The organism is Agrobacterium sp. Ap1 (assembly GCF_017313375.1).
GTDB classification, from domain to species: Bacteria; Pseudomonadota; Alphaproteobacteria; order Rhizobiales; family Rhizobiaceae; genus Neorhizobium; species Neorhizobium cellulosilyticum.
Genome location: NZ_JAFLMY010000042.1, coordinates 1 through 16,552, shown reverse-complemented (window position 1 = coordinate 16,552; position 16,552 = coordinate 1). Strand labels below are relative to the sequence as shown.

Below are 16,552 nucleotides of genomic sequence, written 5' to 3'. Positions count from 1 at the left end.
AGCAAGCTGACACTCATCCGGCCCTCTGGGATGAGCCGTGGCCGTCTAAGCTACACCACTCCCTGGGACACGATCCTCGTTTGTTCGTTTGACTGTCCATGGTGGCCATTTGAGGATCCTCCGAAAGCAGCTGTAAAGGCTCGCCTCAATTCCCAGGCGACGGCTCAGCAGCTTCGGCGCCCGCCTCCGAGCGTTTCAGACGGTTACTTTCAAGTGCGGTTTCATCCGTCTCTTTCTGCGTGTCCTGCTTCTCTAGGTCGCGCTCTATGGTCTCGCGTAAACCCTCAGCAGGGTCCTGCTCCGGGTGCTCGTTTCCATTGGTCATTTCAAATCTCCTCTGCCGGTCACGAACACGTTGCTTGTGAAAATGTTCCCCGGATGCCCTTAGTTGAGGAATTACTGTAGCCCCGGAACTCTGTGATTTTGCGCGTGGCCCTTGTCTTGACGCGGGACAATCAAACGAAATCTCCTGATCATGAACCGTATCACCCCGCCAACGCCCCACAAGCACCTCGATCGTTTTCTCCAGTGCCAGGATGCGATGGCCGGCCCGCTCACGGATATTGCCATGTCAGCAGTCAATGCCGGTTGGAATCCGGAAGAGGTCGCTGCAGCCCTGGTCGAGTTAGCCGATCATCTGATGCTTGGAATGATTGCCAACAGAGACCTTGATCGGGACCTGTCGATCCTCAGGAGGCGATGATCGGATGTGTGGAAGGTTTACGTTCGAACACGAATGGCCTGCCTTCATCGACCTCTATGATCTCCCATGGGATCAGGAGCGCGGGCGCAACACCTAGGCCCGGTTCAATATTGCGCCGACACAGGATGTCCTCATCATCCACAACGATGCAGACGGGAAACAGAAGGCCGAGACGGCTCGTTGGTGGCTCGTACCACATTGGGCAAGGGAACTTCCCAAGGGGGCGATGTTCAACGCGCGCATCGAGACGATCGGCACGTCCCCGGCATTTCGTGACGCGTTCAAGTTGAAAAGGTGCTTGATCCCGGCTGACGGGTTCTACGAATGGACAGTCAATCAAGATGATGGGAAGAAAGACCCGTGGCTAATTTATCAGCCCGGCGGCTCACCTTTCTCGTTTGCTGGCCTTTGGGCGCACAACGAAAAGCTTCGCGTCACCAGTTGCACCATAGTCACGATGCCGGCAGCAGAACCAATGACTGAGCTGCACGACAGGCAGCCCGCTATTCTCGCCCCTGCAGCTTACAAGGAATGGCTTGATCCCGCGACAAACGGTGCGCGGGCCAAAGAACTTCTCCAGTCGCACAACCTTGATGGGGCACTGGAGTTTCACCGGGTGTCGAGAGATGTGAACTCGTCGCGGTTTCAGGGAGACGACAGCGGAGCAATTCCATGTATTCCAGCTCTCGATGGGATGTGAACGATCGACCCGCCATGATCCGTGTCTAAGCGGCTGAAACTAATTGATATCACCAACTTCAAAAAGGGCAGGCGAGCGTTTGCCGGCGCCCTTTGCCATCACCCGTTCGCAAGCCATTTCGGTTTTGGCGTAGCGCTGAGCAATACGCGCGTGTACTCGTGCTGCGGTGACTTGAAGAGCGAGACGACATCATTCTCTTCCACCACCTTGCCACGCTGCATGACGAGAATGCGGTCTGCGAATTCGCGCACGATCGGAAGATCGTGGGTTATGAAGATGTAAGAGAGACCGAGCGACTGGCGAAGCTCGGCCAAGAGCTCGATCACCTGCATCTGGATCGACACGTCGAGCGCCGACACCGCCTCATCGCACACGATTAGTTGTGGTTCGCTCGCGAGCGCCCGAGCGATGGCGATGCGCTGCCTTTGTCCGCCAGAAAACTGGTGCGGGTGACGGTCGGCATGCTCTGCCTTGAGGCCCACCATTTGCAGCAGTTCCACAAGCCGATCGTTCCAGCGGTCGCGGGGCAAGATGTCTTTGTGGATGGCCCACGGCTCGGAGATGATCTGGCGCACACTCATGCGCGGGTTCATCGATCCGAAGGGATCCTGGAAAACCATCTGCACCTTGCGGCGAAACCCGTCGAGCGCTTTCCGCTGTAACTTGAAAATGTCCTCGCCGGAGTACAGCGCTCTGCCCGATGTCGGCGTATTGAGGCGCAGCAACATGCGTGCGATGCTTGACTTTCCTGATCCGGATTCCCCGACGATACCCACGGTCTCGCCGCGATGGAGGGTGAAGCTGACATCGTCTACGGCGCGGAACTCGCCCTTGGCCGCAAAGGTCCCGGAGGCAAGCATATAGTGCTTGCTGAGGTTCTCGACCTTCAGCAGCACCTCACCTTGCGGCGCTGAGCGTGGCGTGTCCTCAGCAGCTTCTGCATGGGGGATAGCCGCCATGAGGCGACGGGTATAAGCATGGGCGGGATTGGTAAAAACCTCTCTCGCCTCACCCGCCTCGACCACCTTGCCACCATTCATGACGATGATCCGGTCGGCCATGGCCGCCGCCACTTCGAGATCGTGCGTGATCATGATCAGTGCCATACCGGTCTCGCGCTGGAGGACCTGCAGCAATTCGAGGATCTGTGCCTGGACGCTTACATCGAGCGCGGTCGTCGGCTCGTCGGCTATCAGGATATCCGGCTTGAGGGCGATGGCCATCGCGATCATCACGCGCTGGCGCTGCCCACCGGAGAACTGGTGCGGATAGTAGTCGATGCGCCGTTCAGCATCGGGAATGCCCACCCGGTGCAGGAGATGGATGACCTTGTCGCGCACCGGCCCACCCTCGCCGCCGCCATGGCTATCGAAAACTTCGGCAATCTGCCGGCCGACGGTATAGACGGGGTTCAGATAGGCTAGCGGGTCCTGGAAGATCATGGCAATCCTCCGGCCGTTCATGTTTCGCCGCTCTTCCTCGCCCAGTCCAAGAAGGTCCTTGCCTTCGAAAAGCAGCGAACCGGTCACGATATCGCCCGGCGGGCAGTCGATCAGTCCCATTACAGTGCCGGTGCTGACACTTTTGCCCGAACCACTCTCGCCGAGGATGACCAGTGTCTCGCCGGGGCAGACATTGAATGAGACGCCATCGACGGCGCGTACGGGATCCCCTTCGGAAAGGAAATCCACGGTGAGGTTGTTGATTGCGAGGATCGGTTGAGCTGTTGCGGTCATCGTGGAGCCTTTCGCAGAGATTGAAGACGCCAGCGCTGCAGCGGGTCGGCAACGGTGCGTGCCCAACTGGCCAAGATGTTCAGCGAAAGCGTCGTGAACAGGATGGCAAGGCCCGGCCAAAAGGCGATCCACCAGGCGGATGCGAGATAGCCACGCCCGTTCGCCACCATCGCCCCCCAGGTGAAGTCTGGAGGCTGTATGCCGAGGCCGAGAAAGCTGAGGGCGGATTCCGCCAGGATGACAGTGGCGAAATCGATGGCCGCGATGGTGACCAGTGTCGGCAGGACCAGCGGGGCGATGTGCCGAAATAGGATGCGGCCAGCACTGGCGCCCATGGACAGCGCGGCGCTGACGAACATCCTTTCGCGCAGTTCCAGAACCTCGGCACGCGCCGTGCGGATAAAGACCGGCATGCGGGTGATGGCCAGCACGATCACGAGATTGGCGACACTCGGCCCAAGCGTATAGAGCACGATCAGCGCCAGTAGCAGGGACGGAAAACTCATGATGATGTCGGCGCCCCGCAGGATCACGTGGCTGTACCAGCGCTCCGAATAGCCGGCGACGAGGCCGAGCATTCCGCCGATGACCATGGAGCAGAAAACCGCAGCCGCGGCGATGCCTATCGTGGTCTGTGCGCCGACGATCAGTCGCGCTAGGATGGGCCGTCCGAGCGTATCGGCACCGAGAATGTAGACGAAGCCCTGATCGAGTGAGAACGGTGCCAGGTTGCGCTGGCGAAGGCCAAGCTTGCCCGCCATTTCACCGACCAGAAGCGGACCAAACATGACGCAGAGCGCAAGGATCGTCAGGAAAGCCGCGGCGCAGAGCGCCAGCTTGTCACGCGTCAAGTAGATGGCGAGCTGCCGAACATTGCCGGCTGATTTAACGGATGATGCGGTCACATCTGCCATTGTCACCCTCCTCAGTACCGGATGCGCGGATCGAGCGCGACATAGAGAAGGTCGATCGCGATATTGACGACAAAAATCGCAATCGCCGTGACCAAAATGGTCGACTGAACGACGGCGAAGTCGCGCTGGATGATGGAATCGATCATTAACTTGCCGATGCCAGGCCAACCGAAGATCGTTTCCACCACAACTGCGCCGTTGACGAGCCCGGTGGTAAGATCGCCGGCAACCGTGATGACAGGGAGCAAGGAGTTACGCAACGCGTGACCAAAGATGATTTTGCGGCGCTTAATGCCCTTGGCATGCGCAGTTTTGATATAGGGCGACGCGAGCGCCGAGATCATCGTGCCACGCACAACCTGCACCAGCAGGCCGAAGGGCCGCAGCATAAGGACGACGATCGGCATGATCCAGTGCAGCGCAGTGCCGGTACCTGATGTCGGAAGAAAACCGAGGCCGACCGAAAAGACGAGGATGCCCACAATCGCAATCCAGAAGTCCGGCGTGCTGGCACCCGTCAGGGAGACCAGACCTGCAATGCGGTCGAACACGCTTCCCGGCCGCGCCGCCGCCAGGGAGCCGATAACGACTGCCAGCCCGGTTGCAAGTGTCATGGCGATCAGCGCAAGCTGCAATGTTGCGGGAAAAGCCTCCAGAGCAACCTCTATCGCTGACCTGTTCTGCCGCAGCGACTGACCGAAATCAAACGAGAGCAGATTTTTCAAGTAATCCAGGAACTGTGTGTAGATCGGCTGGTCAAGGCCGTTAAGCCTGGCAAAGGCCTGCCGCGCTTCCACGCTTGAATCGAGCGGCAGGTAGAGCGCCGAGGGATCACCGGTCAGTCGGGTCAGGAAGAAGACGAGGGTCAGCAGGCCGATCACTGAAATCACGCTGTGACCGGCCCGCCGACCAATGTAGCCGAGCATCATAGTAAGCCTCTAGTTTTCCGCAAAAAATGCGAGCGCCACGAGAGGCTCGCACGGAGATTCTGATCGTCAGTTCTTGAGGCCGATATTGGCCAACGGGATCTCGCTGTTCGTCGAGATATCCGGCTTCCAATCAAGGCGCTTACCGACACGGGTGTAACCGATCATGTGGAACATCGGGATGTCCAGCGCCAACTCATCATGCACCTTGGCAAAAACAGCCTTGAACCTTGCCGAGCGGCTTTCTCCGGTCGCGGCCAAGGCATCAGCGATCTCTGTGTCGAGCGCCGCATCGTTAACAGTCGAGTAGCTGCCCGCGGACGTGTAGAAAATCGGGATAGTGAAGGCCGCATCGCCCTTGTTGTTGTCGTGCATCTGCTGCAAGAGGTTGGGGCCTCGGCTTTCCGGGAATGGCTTTTGCAGGTAGCGCAACCAGTCGTTCACATCGAGCATGGTCAGCTTTACGTTAAGGCCAGCCTCCTGCCACATGGCAGTCATCGCCTCCATTGCTTCCGCCCCATTAGGGTAGATGCCGTTGCGGCCGATCAGCTCGATCTCGGTCTCGACTGGCACGCCTGCCGCTTTGGCTTCCTCGACCAACGCCTTGGCCTGTCCCGCATCATAGGTCCATGGCGCGAGCGTCTCGTCGTAACCGTTGATCCCGGGGACGACCATCTGCGAAGCACGCTTGATGTCGTCACCGAACAACTGCGCAAGTCCGTCCCAGTCGATCGCAAGGTTCAGCGCCTTGCGGACGCGCAGATCGTCAAGCGGCGCAAAGCCGGTGTCGATTCGCAGGCCCGTTGTCTCGGAATTTAGGTAGGAGAAATCCGTCTCCGGATCGGTCGCATCCTGAATAGCGATCGATGGCGTCAGGTCTGCCTCGCCGGTCTGCACCATGGCTGCACGGATCGACGATTCCGGTCGCCAGACATAGCTCGCCTTGGTGAAGGGAGACTTTTTCCCCCAGTAGCCCTCAAAGGCTTCGAGAACTACTGTCTGGGGGGTAAAGCTTGCGAGCTTGAACGGACCGGTCCCGATTGGATCGTTGACCGCCTTGTCGGCCGGCGTCTTAGGGGAGACGACCATTACCACGCTGAGCAGCGTTGGCAGGATTGGCTGTGGCTTGTCAGACTTGATCTCCACGGTCAGGTCGTCGATCGCTGTAACCGTAAGTTTCGAATTACCGAATTTCGCGATATTGCTGCACGTGACTTTGCCGCCGGTCATGCGCTCAATCGAGTATTTGACCGCCTGGGCATTGAAGGCCTCGCCATCCTGAAATTGCACGCCTTCGCGCAACTTCAACCGCCATGTCGTCGGATCGGTCTGGGACCATTCCGTGGCGAGCGCCGGGGTCGGTTGTCCGCTTGCCGCGTCGATGATCGTCAATGGCTCTACGACATTGCGGCTTAAAATCTGTCCGACATTGGTAATGATCGTGCCGCACGGTTCTAAATTGGCGGGCTGCTCCGGCAGGACGATCTTGATTTCCGAAGAGGACTGCGCGGCGGCCTGTCCGGCCAGGCTAATTGCGGCGATCGCACCGGCGACCACGGTGGCAAACTTCATTGTCATGCACTCCTCCCAAGTGAAAAACGATGATGTGAGATGCGCCTGACGGCGGTACGCTGACTTTGTCCTCATTATAAAGGCCGCGATCCGGCGTAAGCGCGAGCCACGCTCCTCCGCAGCTTGCAAACGCAACTCTATGGCGAAAGTTATGTGACCACTGGAATTACATGTCAAGCAATCTTGTCATACATATTTGATTGCGGTGGTTACCCAGCTCCCGGTATCGCCTCACTCCAGTCACGAGATGACGGCGCATGGCCTCTCGCGCTTGATCCGGATCACGGCCAAAAATGGCATCAGCAATTGCGCGATGCTCTCCCAATATTGGCTTGTCGCGATCGGCTAGCGCAACACGGTCGCCGATCTCCGCCCTAAACTTCACCCGTGGGATCATGCGGCGCCCGACATGCTCAAGGAACGCCCGGAAGCGGACATTATTGGTCGCTGTAGCGATCGCCATATGGAAGGAAAAATCCGCCTCATCCGTTGGCTTTCCATCGTTCATCAGATCGGCGAACCTGTTGACTTGAGCATGTATTTCGGCCTCTTGCGCCGGGGAGCTTCTGATCGCTGCGAGGCCTGCAGCCTCTACTTCGATGCCTATCCGCAGCTCGAGTTCCTCAATGATGTCAGAGATCTTTTCAGTCTCGTCTGTGAATAGCTTGAGCACGTGGCCTTCGTTCTTGCGGCCCATCACGAAAACGCCCGAGCCCTGGCGTGATACGAGCAGGCCGTCAGCGCGCAGAACAGCCAGAGCCTCCCGCACAACGGTGCGGCTCACTCCGAACTTTCTGATCAGGGCGCTTTCAGTGGGCACCTTGTCGCCAGGGGCATAACTGCCCGACTCGATTTCAGAACGCAGCGCTTCTGCCACTTTGGCGAAGAGGGATGGCCGCCTGCTAGGCGTGGGGAGGTCATTCATAGTTTGTGTTTCCTCAAGCAATGAGGGGTGTCCCTGCAAGAGACGTCAACCACCACCATCTTGTATCATATGTTGACTTTATTTATCATATGCCTTCGATGCGGCTAGCGCCAGCAGCTGAGCGCCAGTCTGGTATCGCCCTGCCATTTTCTGCAGCCATTCCTACCGGCTTCAGTCAACAGATTACCCTTGTCCATTACTTGAAGCGCATGGCGCGGACGTTTCGTTCGGATCCGCCAAGTAGAAGTCCGGCCCGCTAGTGCGCGCGCGCTTAGCCCGAATCTGCTACTGACATCTCGGGCATCTACTTCAGGAGTTTGGCAAGCGGTGAGATATAAGTCGCGCTACCGAGCCACTCCGGCGGAAAAGCGCCGTTGGTTGTAACGATTGAAAGAAGCTAGCAAAGTGCCTGCGGATAGTCGATCTGCGACAAGGGTGAATCGGGCCAGCCATAGCCACCCAACCTGAGCACACGTTTGGAAAGGAACAATAGATTGAGCAGCCGAACTCAACCCTTGAACATAAGGTAACCGCGGAAGCTTCTCCCAACGACATTGCCTCAGCAATATCTGACATGGGTGGTTGCCCCCGGTAAGATGAAATACGGGCTCACGATTGGAACCGGGCCCAGCACCAAATGGGAGGCAACCATGGACCAATATATCGGGCTTGATGTTTCGCTGAAAGATACGGCGGTCTCGATCCGAGAAGATAGGAAGCGGATCTCGCGAGGCAAATGCCCTTCTGTTCCGAAAGCACTGTCGCAGATCATCCGCAAACATGCTCCGCACGCAAAGCTGGTTGTCTTTGAGACAGGCCGGCCCGCTATCGACTTGGTTCTATCACGCGCTTACAGCCGAAGGAATTCCCGCGATTTGCATCCAAGCACGTCATGCGCAAAAGGTTCTGAATGAGACCCTCAACAAGACTGACGCCAATGATGCGGATGGCATAGCGCAGTTGGCCGAAGCCGGGTTTTACAAAGTCGTGCGGGTAAAAACCTTCGACAACATGCTGACGCGCGCACTGGTGGCAGCGCGTAGCCAGCTCGTAAGCATTTCCAAGCAGCTCAGCAACCAAATACGTGGTCTTCAGAAAACGTTTGGTCTCATCGTGCCCAAAGGGGAAGGCCGGGTTTTGATGCCAATGTGAGAGAGTTGCTGAATGAAAATCGCGGCCTGGCAGCTGTGATATTGCCCCTGCTCGATACATGGCGCGACATACGTAAGCGCGCGTCCAATCTTGATCATCAGTTGCTCGCAGCTTCCCGACAGAGCCGGGCTGCGAAGCTCCAGATGACGATTCCAGGCGTTGGTGCCGTCACGGCTGTCTCGTACATTGCCGCGATCGAAGATCCCGAACACTTCCCCACTTCGCGCTCAGTTGGCGCTTGGCTAGAGCTGACGACGCGGCGCTATCAGTCAGGTGAAATCGACTGTGATGGCCATATCTCACGACGCGGTGACGGTCGGCTGCGGGGTTTACTTTACGAGGCGGCAACCGTCCTCTTAACAAGAACCACTGCTAGGGCCGAATGCAGTCTCAAAACCTGGGGGCTAAAGCGGTGTGAGCGGCTGGGCTTCAAGCGTGCCGCCGTTGCCGTGGCGCGAAAACTCGCTGTCATCATGCATAGGATGCTCAAAACCCGAGAAGCGTTCAATCCATTGGCCGGTGCTACCGCATAGGCGAAAAGCCGGCCTACCTGCCTCAGTGCCTCAACCCAATTGAGATACTGGGTCCCTACTGTGGACGTGGGTTGGGTCATTCCGCCGAATCGGTGGAAGCTCTTGAAGACTGCGTCTTGAACACAGAAAGACCCGCTCTGCGAGAACCCATCATGCGGCGACCGCATGTCGACCGCGGAGACAACCGTGCCCACGGCGCCGGACGAATTTGTGGGAATAGTGATGCGACCCCTTAAACGTGAAAAAATACTGTGATGCATAGCTTGCAGCACGGCAACAAAATATATCGTCTAAAATCTGCTTGACCTTATACAGGCGATTAGACAACCGATACAAACCAGAAACCCTCAGTTTCGATCCACAGCGAAATCAAGAACTTACCGACACGCCATCCAAGTAATTAGGCCTCGCGGCCACAAAAAAGGCCGGGGCGAAATCGCACCGACCTTCCTCACCGTCGCCTCTTTATCAGTGCCAGTACATCCGTGGTAAAAGCCAGATGGCGACGAACCATTGCGAGCGGAGAATTCATTCAGCGCTCATCAGCAATGCCGATGAAATCTTCTACGCGACCAATGTGTTCACAAGAAGTCCGCCATCAGAGAGACTAAATTCACCTGACACGAACCGCACCGCGTTCATCTAAAGCCTCAACCGACCAGAGGCATACGGAAGGTGAAGCGGGTTTCGATCTCGTCCGAATTCACGACGATCGTACCGCCGTGAGCTGCGGCGATCTCCGAGGCGATGAACAGGCCAAGGCCCAGCCCCTGCATGCTCGGCCGCAGATCACCGCGCCGGAACGGCTGGAACAGTTTGGCGATCGTTTCTTGCGAAATCGGCTGCCCGCCGTTGGCGACGGACACTTCCAGCATCCGACCATTCACGCCAGCCACAATCCTGACTGGCTCGGTCTCCACGCCATGGGTGATGGCATTCGACACCAAGTTGGAGAAAAGTTGGGCAAGCCTTAGTTTGTCGATGACAAATGCTGTGGGTAGATCGATCGAAACAGCGAGCTCCCGATCAGGATAAGACAGCTGCAACTCTTCCACGACATGGCGGAGGGTGAGGCCAAGATCGTCCTCTGCCAGATCGAGGGTAATGCCTCCACCCATTCGGGCTCTTGCTAGGTCCATAACGTTGTCGACAAGCCCGATCATCCGCGAGATGCTGGTTTTCATGAGTTTGAGGACGAGAGGGCTGCGGGCGGACCAGCCTTCCTTCAACAGACGAGAGGTGCCGGCATCGACCGCGGCGATCGGATTGCGCAGATCATGGCCTAGAACGGCGATGAACTGCTCGCGCAGCTCGGACAGACCCTTCTCGCGGTCGAGCATCTCTTCCGTCACCTTGAGGCGCTCGTCTGAATAGAGGTGATGGCCGATCAGTTCGGCAAACAGTTTGAAAGTGCCGACGACCTGCGGGTTGTTGACCTTCGCCGGATTGGGGTCGATGGCGCAGAGTGTGCCAAAAAACTGGCCGTTGGCCAGGATGATTGGCACGGAGATGTAGCTGCGCAGACCGTAGATCCGCGGCGTATGGTGGTCGCGATAGAGCGGCTCTTCGGCGGCATCATCGAAAACGATCGGCTGGCGATGCCCGCGGATTTCGTCGCAGAGCGTGCTTTGGACCGGCAGCTCGTCGCCGGGCTTCAGACCAAAGCCGACATGGTCGAGCGACTGGCAGGTTATCCAGCGATCGTCAGTAACCCTGGCAACGGCAGCAAAACCCATTCCCGTCATTCGAAGGACGACGTCGAGGATCGTCGGGACCGCGGCGATACCGGCGACGCGTGATATATCCTTGGAAAAGTCTTCCGCGCTTGCGGCGTCGTCCACGACAGGCGGCTTCTCCGCGTTGGCAACGATTTGGACTGCCTGGGTCTTCTCGATTGCAATGGCAGCCGCGCCCGCGAGCGTTTCCAGCACATCGACTTCCCACTCGGCCGGGGAATATGGTCTCGCCCAATAGGCCCCGATGGCGCCAATCGGGTTTTCGACACGGACCGGTGCCATCGCGAGGGATTTGACAAAGGTGCCGGCATAGAGCTCGTAGGGAATTCGATCGTCCTTCGACACGTCGGGAACGACGATGGTTTGCCGATGTATCATCGCCCAGCCGCTGATGCAGGCCGAGGCGGGAAACGTGCGTCCCTTCCACAAAGGTCCAATCGCATCTTCTTCGATGTAGCGGCAGAGTTCGCCGTCGCGGCGGATGATGCCAATGCCATCGCATCCGATCAGCGATCGGGCGGTGGCGCGCAGTGTTTCGACCACTTCTTCGAAGGTCTCGGCGCGTCCCATCGCTGCAATCGCCTTGTTCAGCGTCGACAAGGGTGTCGCGATTTTTGAGGTTTCGATTTCGACGGGAGTGATTTCAATGGAGATAGACACGGATTCACTCCTGCTTGGGGCAAGAGCGGATCATCTCCCAGCCGTCCGCGCCCCATCAGTCCGCGAACGATAGAATAACTCTAAAGCGCCAGAGGCCAATTGTCCATCTTCGCATATCCCGACCTTACTGGCGCGATCAGTCACCTCCAGCTTGAATTCACCTTGCAACCGAAAGAGCCAAGCTTATCATTCGCTACAGACAAACAGTTTCAGTGACACAATGAACCCGCATCAGCAGCTATCCGAACGCTCCGAACTCTCTGGCCGTTATACCGACAATGGGGTCACCGTCCTTGTAGAAATCTTCCGCCCTTCAGGCGGATATGATTGGCAGATGCCGCCACACAGGGGGCGATGGAAGTGAAGCGGCGACCTGCCTCTGTTGTAGCAGGCGGCGCCCGCGTCGCATGATGATGGGGACGGCTGCGGGATTTGCGACGAATGCCTAGCATTCTGGGAAAGCACCCATCAACGAACCTAGGCAGGAGTACCGTTTCAGCAGCGACAGAGTCCAGGTTTGCTAGTTGCTAAATTATCCGGACCTGATGCGCGCTTTGAAGGGATATGAGCCTCAGCCATCCTTTCCGAAATGCATGAGCTATCGGCTAGAATGCCCCGCGCCGCAACGAGTGATGCTTTGAAGAACCGATCGCGTCAGGTCCTTCCACATGCTGCAATAGATCATGATCTGTTGAGCCGTCGAGAAAATAGCCGGCGTTGGAACGACAGGTCGAGGCCAATCTCACTGCTCGGCTCTGGCACCACTGGCCCAGTTGAGATCACGCGCGCACTGATGGTGATCCAGGCTCTTTTCGGACCCTCATGAAATGGTATTAATCGATCATATTTGCCATTCATCAATTGAACCAAAGAGCAGACTTTTTGACCGCAGCCCTCGTGAACAATCAAAGCATGGAGTACTTTCGCGCTAGACAACAGGATGTCGTGATCGCTCCCGTGTTCGGCAAATCTGAGATTTCGATGGCGAGGCTGTCTTGCATGACACCCGGGCATGGCGTCATCGATGCGCCTGCCCATGAAGACGCGTTCTTCCTTGCCTTCAATCTTCTTGATTACGATGGTGATCTTTGGGTCGATGGAAAGAAAGTGGACACCAAGCGCTCGAAGAGCGGCAATTTCACCATCTATGACCACCGGCGCGCGTGGCTAGCCGACATGAAATCCTGTTTCGACGGTCTTGGCTTTCACATACCTCGCGCCGCGTTGACCGCTTACGAAGAGGATTTGGGCGGAAAGCATATCGACACACTGCACGCAGCCCCCGGCAGAGACATCGAGGATGACATTGTTCGAGGGCTGGTTCGTGTCTGCCTCCCGGTCCTCAGCGATCCGCGGGGTGCAACGCGGCTGTTTCAGGACCACATTGCAGCTATTCTCACGTTCCACCTATGCGCGACCTATGGCAATACGAGCATTCAAAAACCCGCTCAAGGTGCTCTCGCTCCCTGGCAAATGAAGCGGGCATTCGAGATGCTGGAGGCTGATCTTGCTGCCGATTTGCCGTTGGCCGCGGTTGCCGCAGCATGCGGTCTATCCCAAGGATACTTTACAAGGGCGTTCAGGCGATCGACTGGGCATCCACCTTATCGCTGGGTGATCCTGAAACGGGTAGAGAGAGCGAAAGAGCTTCTCCGATCGACGGAGATCACAATCGCCGAGGTTGCGTTTCTCTGCGGCTTTTGTGACCAGGCCCATTTGACCCGAATGTTCGCAGCTAAACTCGGCATGACTCCTGCCCAATGGCGTAGGGTTTCGCGTTAGCCAAGTAGGCCCTTCTCTTCGACGCCGGTAACATACAAGATTCATCCGTCCGATCCAATAAATGAAGCGCGGCGATCACCATAACGGTGCGGCACCCCAGCTTTGCAAACACCAAGGCTCAGATCGCAGGACGCGAAAATGACTGAAACTCCACCGCACTTGACACGCCGCAACGCACTTATAAGCGGAGCAGCGGCCGCAGCTTACGCGACCCTCCCGACAGGGTTCGTGTCAGCAGCATTTGCTGCATCCACCAAGCACCCCACAGAAGGAAACAAGACCATGGCTTATGTAACCACCAAGGACGGCGTCGAAATCTTCTACAAGGACTGGGGCCCGAAGGACGCCCAGCCGATCGTTTTCCATCATGGCTGGCCGCTGTCGTCGGACGACTGGGACGCGCAGATGCTATTCTTCCTCTCCAAGGGCTATCGCGTCGTCGCCCATGACCGTCGTGGCCATGGCCGTTCTGCCCAGGTCTCTGAAGGTCACGACATGGACCATTATGCAGCCGACGCATTTGCCGTCGCCGAGCATCTGGACCTGAAGAATGCGGTCCATATCGGCCATTCTACCGGCGGCGGCGAAGTTGCCCGTTATGTCGCCAAGCACGGCCAGAAGGCCGGCCGTGTCGCCAAGGCGGTTCTCGTCTCTGCCGTCCCGCCGCTGATGCTGAAGACCGACAGCAATCCGGAAGGCCTGCCGATGGAAGTTTTTGACGGTTTCCGTTCTGCACTCGCCGCCAACCGCGCGCAGTTCTTCCGCGATGTTCCGGCCGGCCCGTTCTATGGCTTCAACCGTGACGGCGCCAAGGTTCAGGAAGGTGTGATCCAGAATTGGTGGCGTCAAGGCATGATGGGCGGCGCAAAGGCACACTACGACGGCATCAAGGCCTTCTCCGAGACCGACCAGACGGAAGACCTGAAGGCGATCACCGTACCGACGCTGGTGCTCCACGGCGAAGACGACCAGATCGTTCCGATCGCTGATGCGGCACTGAAGTCGATCAAGCTTTTGAAGAACGGCACGCTGAAGACCTATCCTGGCTTCTCGCACGGCATGCTTACGGTCAATGCCGACGTACTGAACGCCGATCTTCTGGCATTTGTCCGAACCTAAGCTCGGAAATGGGCGACCGGCGCAATACTTTGCGACGGTCGTCTGAGATTAAGGTCTTGAGCGGATGTGAACCTACATCCCTGCTATTCCGACTCCATCCGACGGATTGCCCCGGTGACGCTCAAGCGAGCCGATAGACGTGCGCTGTAACGGGGAAGTTGCCGCGCTATTTGTTTGGTGGTAATAATTACTACCAAACAAAGTGGAGGTGTCTATGCCCAATGTTGAAAAGGTAAGCGTCTCGATGACCCCGCAACACGCGGAGCTGTTGCGCGATGCCGTTAATAGCGGCGCGTATGCCAGCGGGAGCGAAGTTGTACGCGAAGCCATGCGTGACTGGTCGGCCAAGTGGATGCAGAAGCGCGACGATATCGCTAAGCTACGTGCGATGTGGGAAGAAGGCAAAGCGAGCGGACCTGCCGTCGAAGTGGATTTTGATGCAGTCCTTGAGGAAGCTCGCCAGGAAGTAAAGTCTCCCGCTCCCCATGCCCGCTAAGCTTCTCTGGACGCCGAAGGCGCGTGCCGACATTAAGAAAATTTACGTTGAGATAAGTCGCGATCAGCCTCTCAGCGCGGAGCAATACTTTGCCAATTTTCGTCGCAGGGCGGAAATGCTCATCGCGCATCCGCGTTTGGGCGAGCGTCACCCGGAGGTATTCCGTACCGCCCGGATGTTGGTCGAAGCCCCCTATGTCATACTTTACGAGACAATGCCCGACTCCGACGAAGGTCCTTTTCATGCAGTTGAGATCGTACGAGTAGTGGACGGTCGGCGAGACCTTTCCGCTCTGTTTTGAGAGCCAAAGGGCTGGGATTACGCTGTAAGCAAGGTCACGCGCTCTTGATGTGATGTGAACCCACGACGCTGTCATCGCAATCTGGCGGGGTAGGCTGGGCGAAAGTGCCGCTTTCACGGTTTTGGATTTGACGATCGAGCCTCCTTGAGAAGCCAATTGGCAAACATCTGGATAGGACCGTCACTCAACCCGATCGCCGCCGGCAGGACGAGGCAGAAGGTCTTGGAGATTGACATCCCATCGGGCCAAGGCGCGACCAGGCGACCTTCTGCCAACTCGATTTCGATATAGAGGCGGGGCACCAATGCAACGCCGAGACCGGCCAGCGCGGCTTCGATTTGCATGGAGTGAAGATCGTAACGGGCACCAACCGCAGGATTCGTCAGCCCGATCCCGGTCTCCTGCGCATAGCGCTGCCAGGCATCCGGGTTCTGACGTCGATGAAGGCGCGGCAGTTCGTCCAGAGATACCGCTCCTTCTCCTCCACGGAGAAGCGCCGGATGGCAAACCGGAACCAGTACCTCATGCAGCAGGCGGTGCGTCCGCATTCCCGTCCAGGCAGGATGCTCGAAATGAATGGCGGCGTCGAAACCGCTGCTGGTGAGAACGAATGGCTCCATCCGCTCCGCAAGATGCAGGGTAATATGCGGATGCCGCTCCTGGAACGGCTTCAGACGCGGGATGAGCCAACGCGTGGCGAACGTCGGCAGGATTGCGATGTCGAGGCTCGCGCCGTCGCCGGGCTGCCCCATCAGGTATTGGCTGTCGCGCTCCAGCCGGTCGAGTGCCTCGCGGACCTGAACGGCATAACGCTCTCCATTCGGCAGAAGCCGCACGCGATTACCGACCCGCTCGAACAGCGTGACGCCGAGGAAGGCTTCCAACCGGCCGATCTGGCGGCTGATTGCCCCTTCGGTCAGGGCCATTTCGTCGGCCGCGCGCGCGAAGCTGCCATGACGGGCCGACGCCTCGAACGCCATGAGTGCGGAATTGCTGGGAATCTTGCGGCGCATGACGGTTCCTGACAGGACGGTTCGGCAATCAATCAATCGTCACCCTGATATTAGATCACTGAAGCATGACCCATTGTCGATATGTAGGCACGGATCGGCAGTCTATCATGAGAAAATATCAACGATAGACAAGGCCCGAAGCGCGGTGCTTTCGGTCAAAGGTGGTGCAGTGATCTATATGGTGGAATGCAGCTTTGCCGATCCGGCCAGCGAAGCGGAATGGAACGACTTTTACAGCCTGGACAAGCTGCCAGCTCTCATTTCGGTGAGCGGCTTCCACACCT

At 57.7% G+C, this 16,552-nt stretch carries 14 protein-coding genes and 2 pseudogenes; 8 read left to right on the top strand and 8 right to left on the bottom strand.

Annotated elements, in window-relative coordinates; translation table 11 throughout:
• Positions 1 to 145: 145 nt before the first annotated feature.
• Complete coding sequence (locus tag JZX87_RS30105; protein ID WP_206829517.1) at positions 146 to 325, bottom strand: hypothetical protein; 180 nt, start codon at positions 323 to 325, stop codon at positions 146 to 148.
• A gap of 150 nt (positions 326 to 475) precedes the next feature.
• On the opposite strand from JZX87_RS30105, the gene JZX87_RS30100 reads away from it, so the two are divergent.
• Entirely contained in the window at positions 476 to 703 is a 228-nt protein-coding gene (locus tag JZX87_RS30100; protein WP_206829516.1) for a hypothetical protein, read from the top strand.
• A 109-nt stretch (positions 704 to 812) separates the two neighbouring features.
• A complete protein-coding gene (locus JZX87_RS30095) occupies positions 813 to 1,403 on the top strand; it encodes an SOS response-associated peptidase (RefSeq protein ID WP_353654300.1) in 591 nt (196 codons plus the stop codon).
• 98 nt (positions 1,404 to 1,501) lie between these two features.
• Here JZX87_RS30095 and JZX87_RS30090 read toward each other — a convergent pair whose 3' ends face one another.
• The 5 genes from JZX87_RS30090 to JZX87_RS30070 all read right to left on the bottom strand — a co-directional run bounded on the left by JZX87_RS30090 (position 1,502) and on the right by JZX87_RS30070 (position 7,476).
• A complete protein-coding gene (locus JZX87_RS30090) occupies positions 1,502 to 3,139 on the bottom strand; it encodes an ABC transporter ATP-binding protein (RefSeq protein ID WP_206829515.1) in 1,638 nt (545 codons plus the stop codon).
• Positions 3,136 to 4,053, bottom strand: a complete 918-nt coding sequence (locus tag JZX87_RS30085) for an ABC transporter permease (protein WP_206829514.1) — start codon at positions 4,051 to 4,053, stop codon at positions 3,136 to 3,138. Before JZX87_RS30085 ends, JZX87_RS30090 begins: the two co-directional genes overlap by 4 nt.
• A gap of 11 nt (positions 4,054 to 4,064) precedes the next feature.
• Positions 4,065 to 4,979 carry an ABC transporter permease gene (locus JZX87_RS30080; protein WP_206829513.1) on the bottom strand — a complete coding sequence of 305 codons (915 nt, stop codon included), beginning with the start codon at positions 4,977 to 4,979 and terminating at the stop codon, positions 4,065 to 4,067.
• 69 nt (positions 4,980 to 5,048) lie between these two features.
• Positions 5,049 to 6,557 carry an ABC transporter substrate-binding protein gene (locus tag JZX87_RS30075; protein ID WP_206829512.1) on the bottom strand — a complete coding sequence of 503 codons (1,509 nt, stop codon included), beginning with the start codon at positions 6,555 to 6,557 and terminating at the stop codon, positions 5,049 to 5,051.
• Positions 6,558 to 6,717: 160 nt separating this feature from the next.
• On the bottom strand, positions 6,718 to 7,476 hold the full coding sequence (locus tag JZX87_RS30070; protein WP_206829519.1) for a FadR/GntR family transcriptional regulator: 759 nt from the start codon (positions 7,474 to 7,476) through the stop codon (positions 6,718 to 6,720).
• Between the two features lie 650 nt (positions 7,477 to 8,126).
• Here JZX87_RS30070 and JZX87_RS30065 point away from each other — a divergent pair.
• A pseudogene (locus tag JZX87_RS30065) lies at positions 8,127 to 9,161 on the top strand (IS110 family RNA-guided transposase).
• Positions 9,162 to 9,811: 650 nt separating this feature from the next.
• On the opposite strand, the gene JZX87_RS30060 reads toward JZX87_RS30065, so the two are convergent.
• The gene (locus tag JZX87_RS30060) at positions 9,812 to 11,557 is read right to left on the bottom strand and encodes a GAF domain-containing sensor histidine kinase (protein WP_353654299.1); all 1,746 of its coding nucleotides are present in this window, start codon (positions 11,555 to 11,557) and stop codon (positions 9,812 to 9,814) included.
• Between the two features lie 882 nt (positions 11,558 to 12,439).
• Between JZX87_RS30060 and JZX87_RS30055 the strand changes: the two genes are divergently transcribed.
• The 4 genes from JZX87_RS30055 to JZX87_RS30040 all read left to right on the top strand — a co-directional run bounded on the left by JZX87_RS30055 (position 12,440) and on the right by JZX87_RS30040 (position 15,255).
• Entirely contained in the window at positions 12,440 to 13,339 is a 900-nt protein-coding gene (locus tag JZX87_RS30055; RefSeq protein ID WP_206829511.1) for a helix-turn-helix domain-containing protein, read from the top strand.
• A 282-nt stretch (positions 13,340 to 13,621) separates the two neighbouring features.
• Positions 13,622 to 14,458: an alpha/beta fold hydrolase gene (locus JZX87_RS30050; protein ID WP_206829510.1), complete on the top strand. Its 837-nt coding sequence runs from the start codon at positions 13,622 to 13,624 to the stop codon at positions 14,456 to 14,458.
• 214 nt (positions 14,459 to 14,672) lie between these two features.
• Positions 14,673 to 14,954 (top strand): ribbon-helix-helix domain-containing protein, encoded by a 282-nt coding sequence (locus JZX87_RS30045; RefSeq protein WP_112507570.1) that lies wholly within the window; start codon positions 14,673 to 14,675, stop codon positions 14,952 to 14,954.
• Entirely contained in the window at positions 14,944 to 15,255 is a 312-nt protein-coding gene (locus tag JZX87_RS30040) for a type II toxin-antitoxin system RelE/ParE family toxin (RefSeq protein ID WP_206829509.1), read from the top strand. Before JZX87_RS30045 ends, JZX87_RS30040 begins: the two co-directional genes overlap by 11 nt.
• Positions 15,256 to 15,368: 113 nt before the next feature.
• On the opposite strand, the gene JZX87_RS30035 is transcribed toward JZX87_RS30040, so the two are convergent.
• Positions 15,369 to 16,268, bottom strand: coding sequence for a LysR substrate-binding domain-containing protein (locus JZX87_RS30035; protein WP_206829508.1), 900 nt, complete (start codon positions 16,266 to 16,268; stop codon positions 15,369 to 15,371).
• Here JZX87_RS30035 and JZX87_RS31685 point away from each other — a divergent pair.
• Positions 16,267 to 16,552 (top strand): annotated as a pseudogene (locus tag JZX87_RS31685) (hypothetical protein); the annotation flags it as partial. The gene JZX87_RS30035 and the pseudogene JZX87_RS31685 overlap by 2 nt on opposite strands.

What these genes read in the sequence shown, in the direction of transcription:
- JZX87_RS30040 (WP_206829509.1), top strand. Translation starts at nt 14,944, where the DNA reads ATGCCCGCTAAGCTTCTCTGGACGCCGAAGGCGCGTGCCGACATTAAG.
- JZX87_RS30070 (WP_206829519.1), bottom strand. Translation starts at nt 7,476, where the DNA reads ATGAATGACCTCCCCACGCCTAGCAGGCGGCCATCCCTCTTCGCCAAA.
- JZX87_RS30075 (WP_206829512.1), bottom strand. Translation starts at nt 6,557, where the DNA reads ATGACAATGAAGTTTGCCACCGTGGTCGCCGGTGCGATCGCCGCAATT.
- JZX87_RS30050 (WP_206829510.1), top strand. Translation starts at nt 13,622, where the DNA reads ATGGCTTATGTAACCACCAAGGACGGCGTCGAAATCTTCTACAAGGAC.
- JZX87_RS30100 (WP_206829516.1), top strand. Translation starts at nt 476, where the DNA reads ATGAACCGTATCACCCCGCCAACGCCCCACAAGCACCTCGATCGTTTT.
- JZX87_RS30045 (WP_112507570.1), top strand. Translation starts at nt 14,673, where the DNA reads ATGCCCAATGTTGAAAAGGTAAGCGTCTCGATGACCCCGCAACACGCG.
- JZX87_RS30085 (WP_206829514.1), bottom strand. Translation starts at nt 4,053, where the DNA reads ATGGCAGATGTGACCGCATCATCCGTTAAATCAGCCGGCAATGTTCGG.
- JZX87_RS30035 (WP_206829508.1), bottom strand. Translation starts at nt 16,268, where the DNA reads ATGCGCCGCAAGATTCCCAGCAATTCCGCACTCATGGCGTTCGAGGCG.
- JZX87_RS30105 (WP_206829517.1), bottom strand. Translation starts at nt 325, where the DNA reads ATGACCAATGGAAACGAGCACCCGGAGCAGGACCCTGCTGAGGGTTTA.
- JZX87_RS30090 (WP_206829515.1), bottom strand. Translation starts at nt 3,139, where the DNA reads ATGACCGCAACAGCTCAACCGATCCTCGCAATCAACAACCTCACCGTG.
- JZX87_RS30080 (WP_206829513.1), bottom strand. Translation starts at nt 4,979, where the DNA reads ATGCTCGGCTACATTGGTCGGCGGGCCGGTCACAGCGTGATTTCAGTG.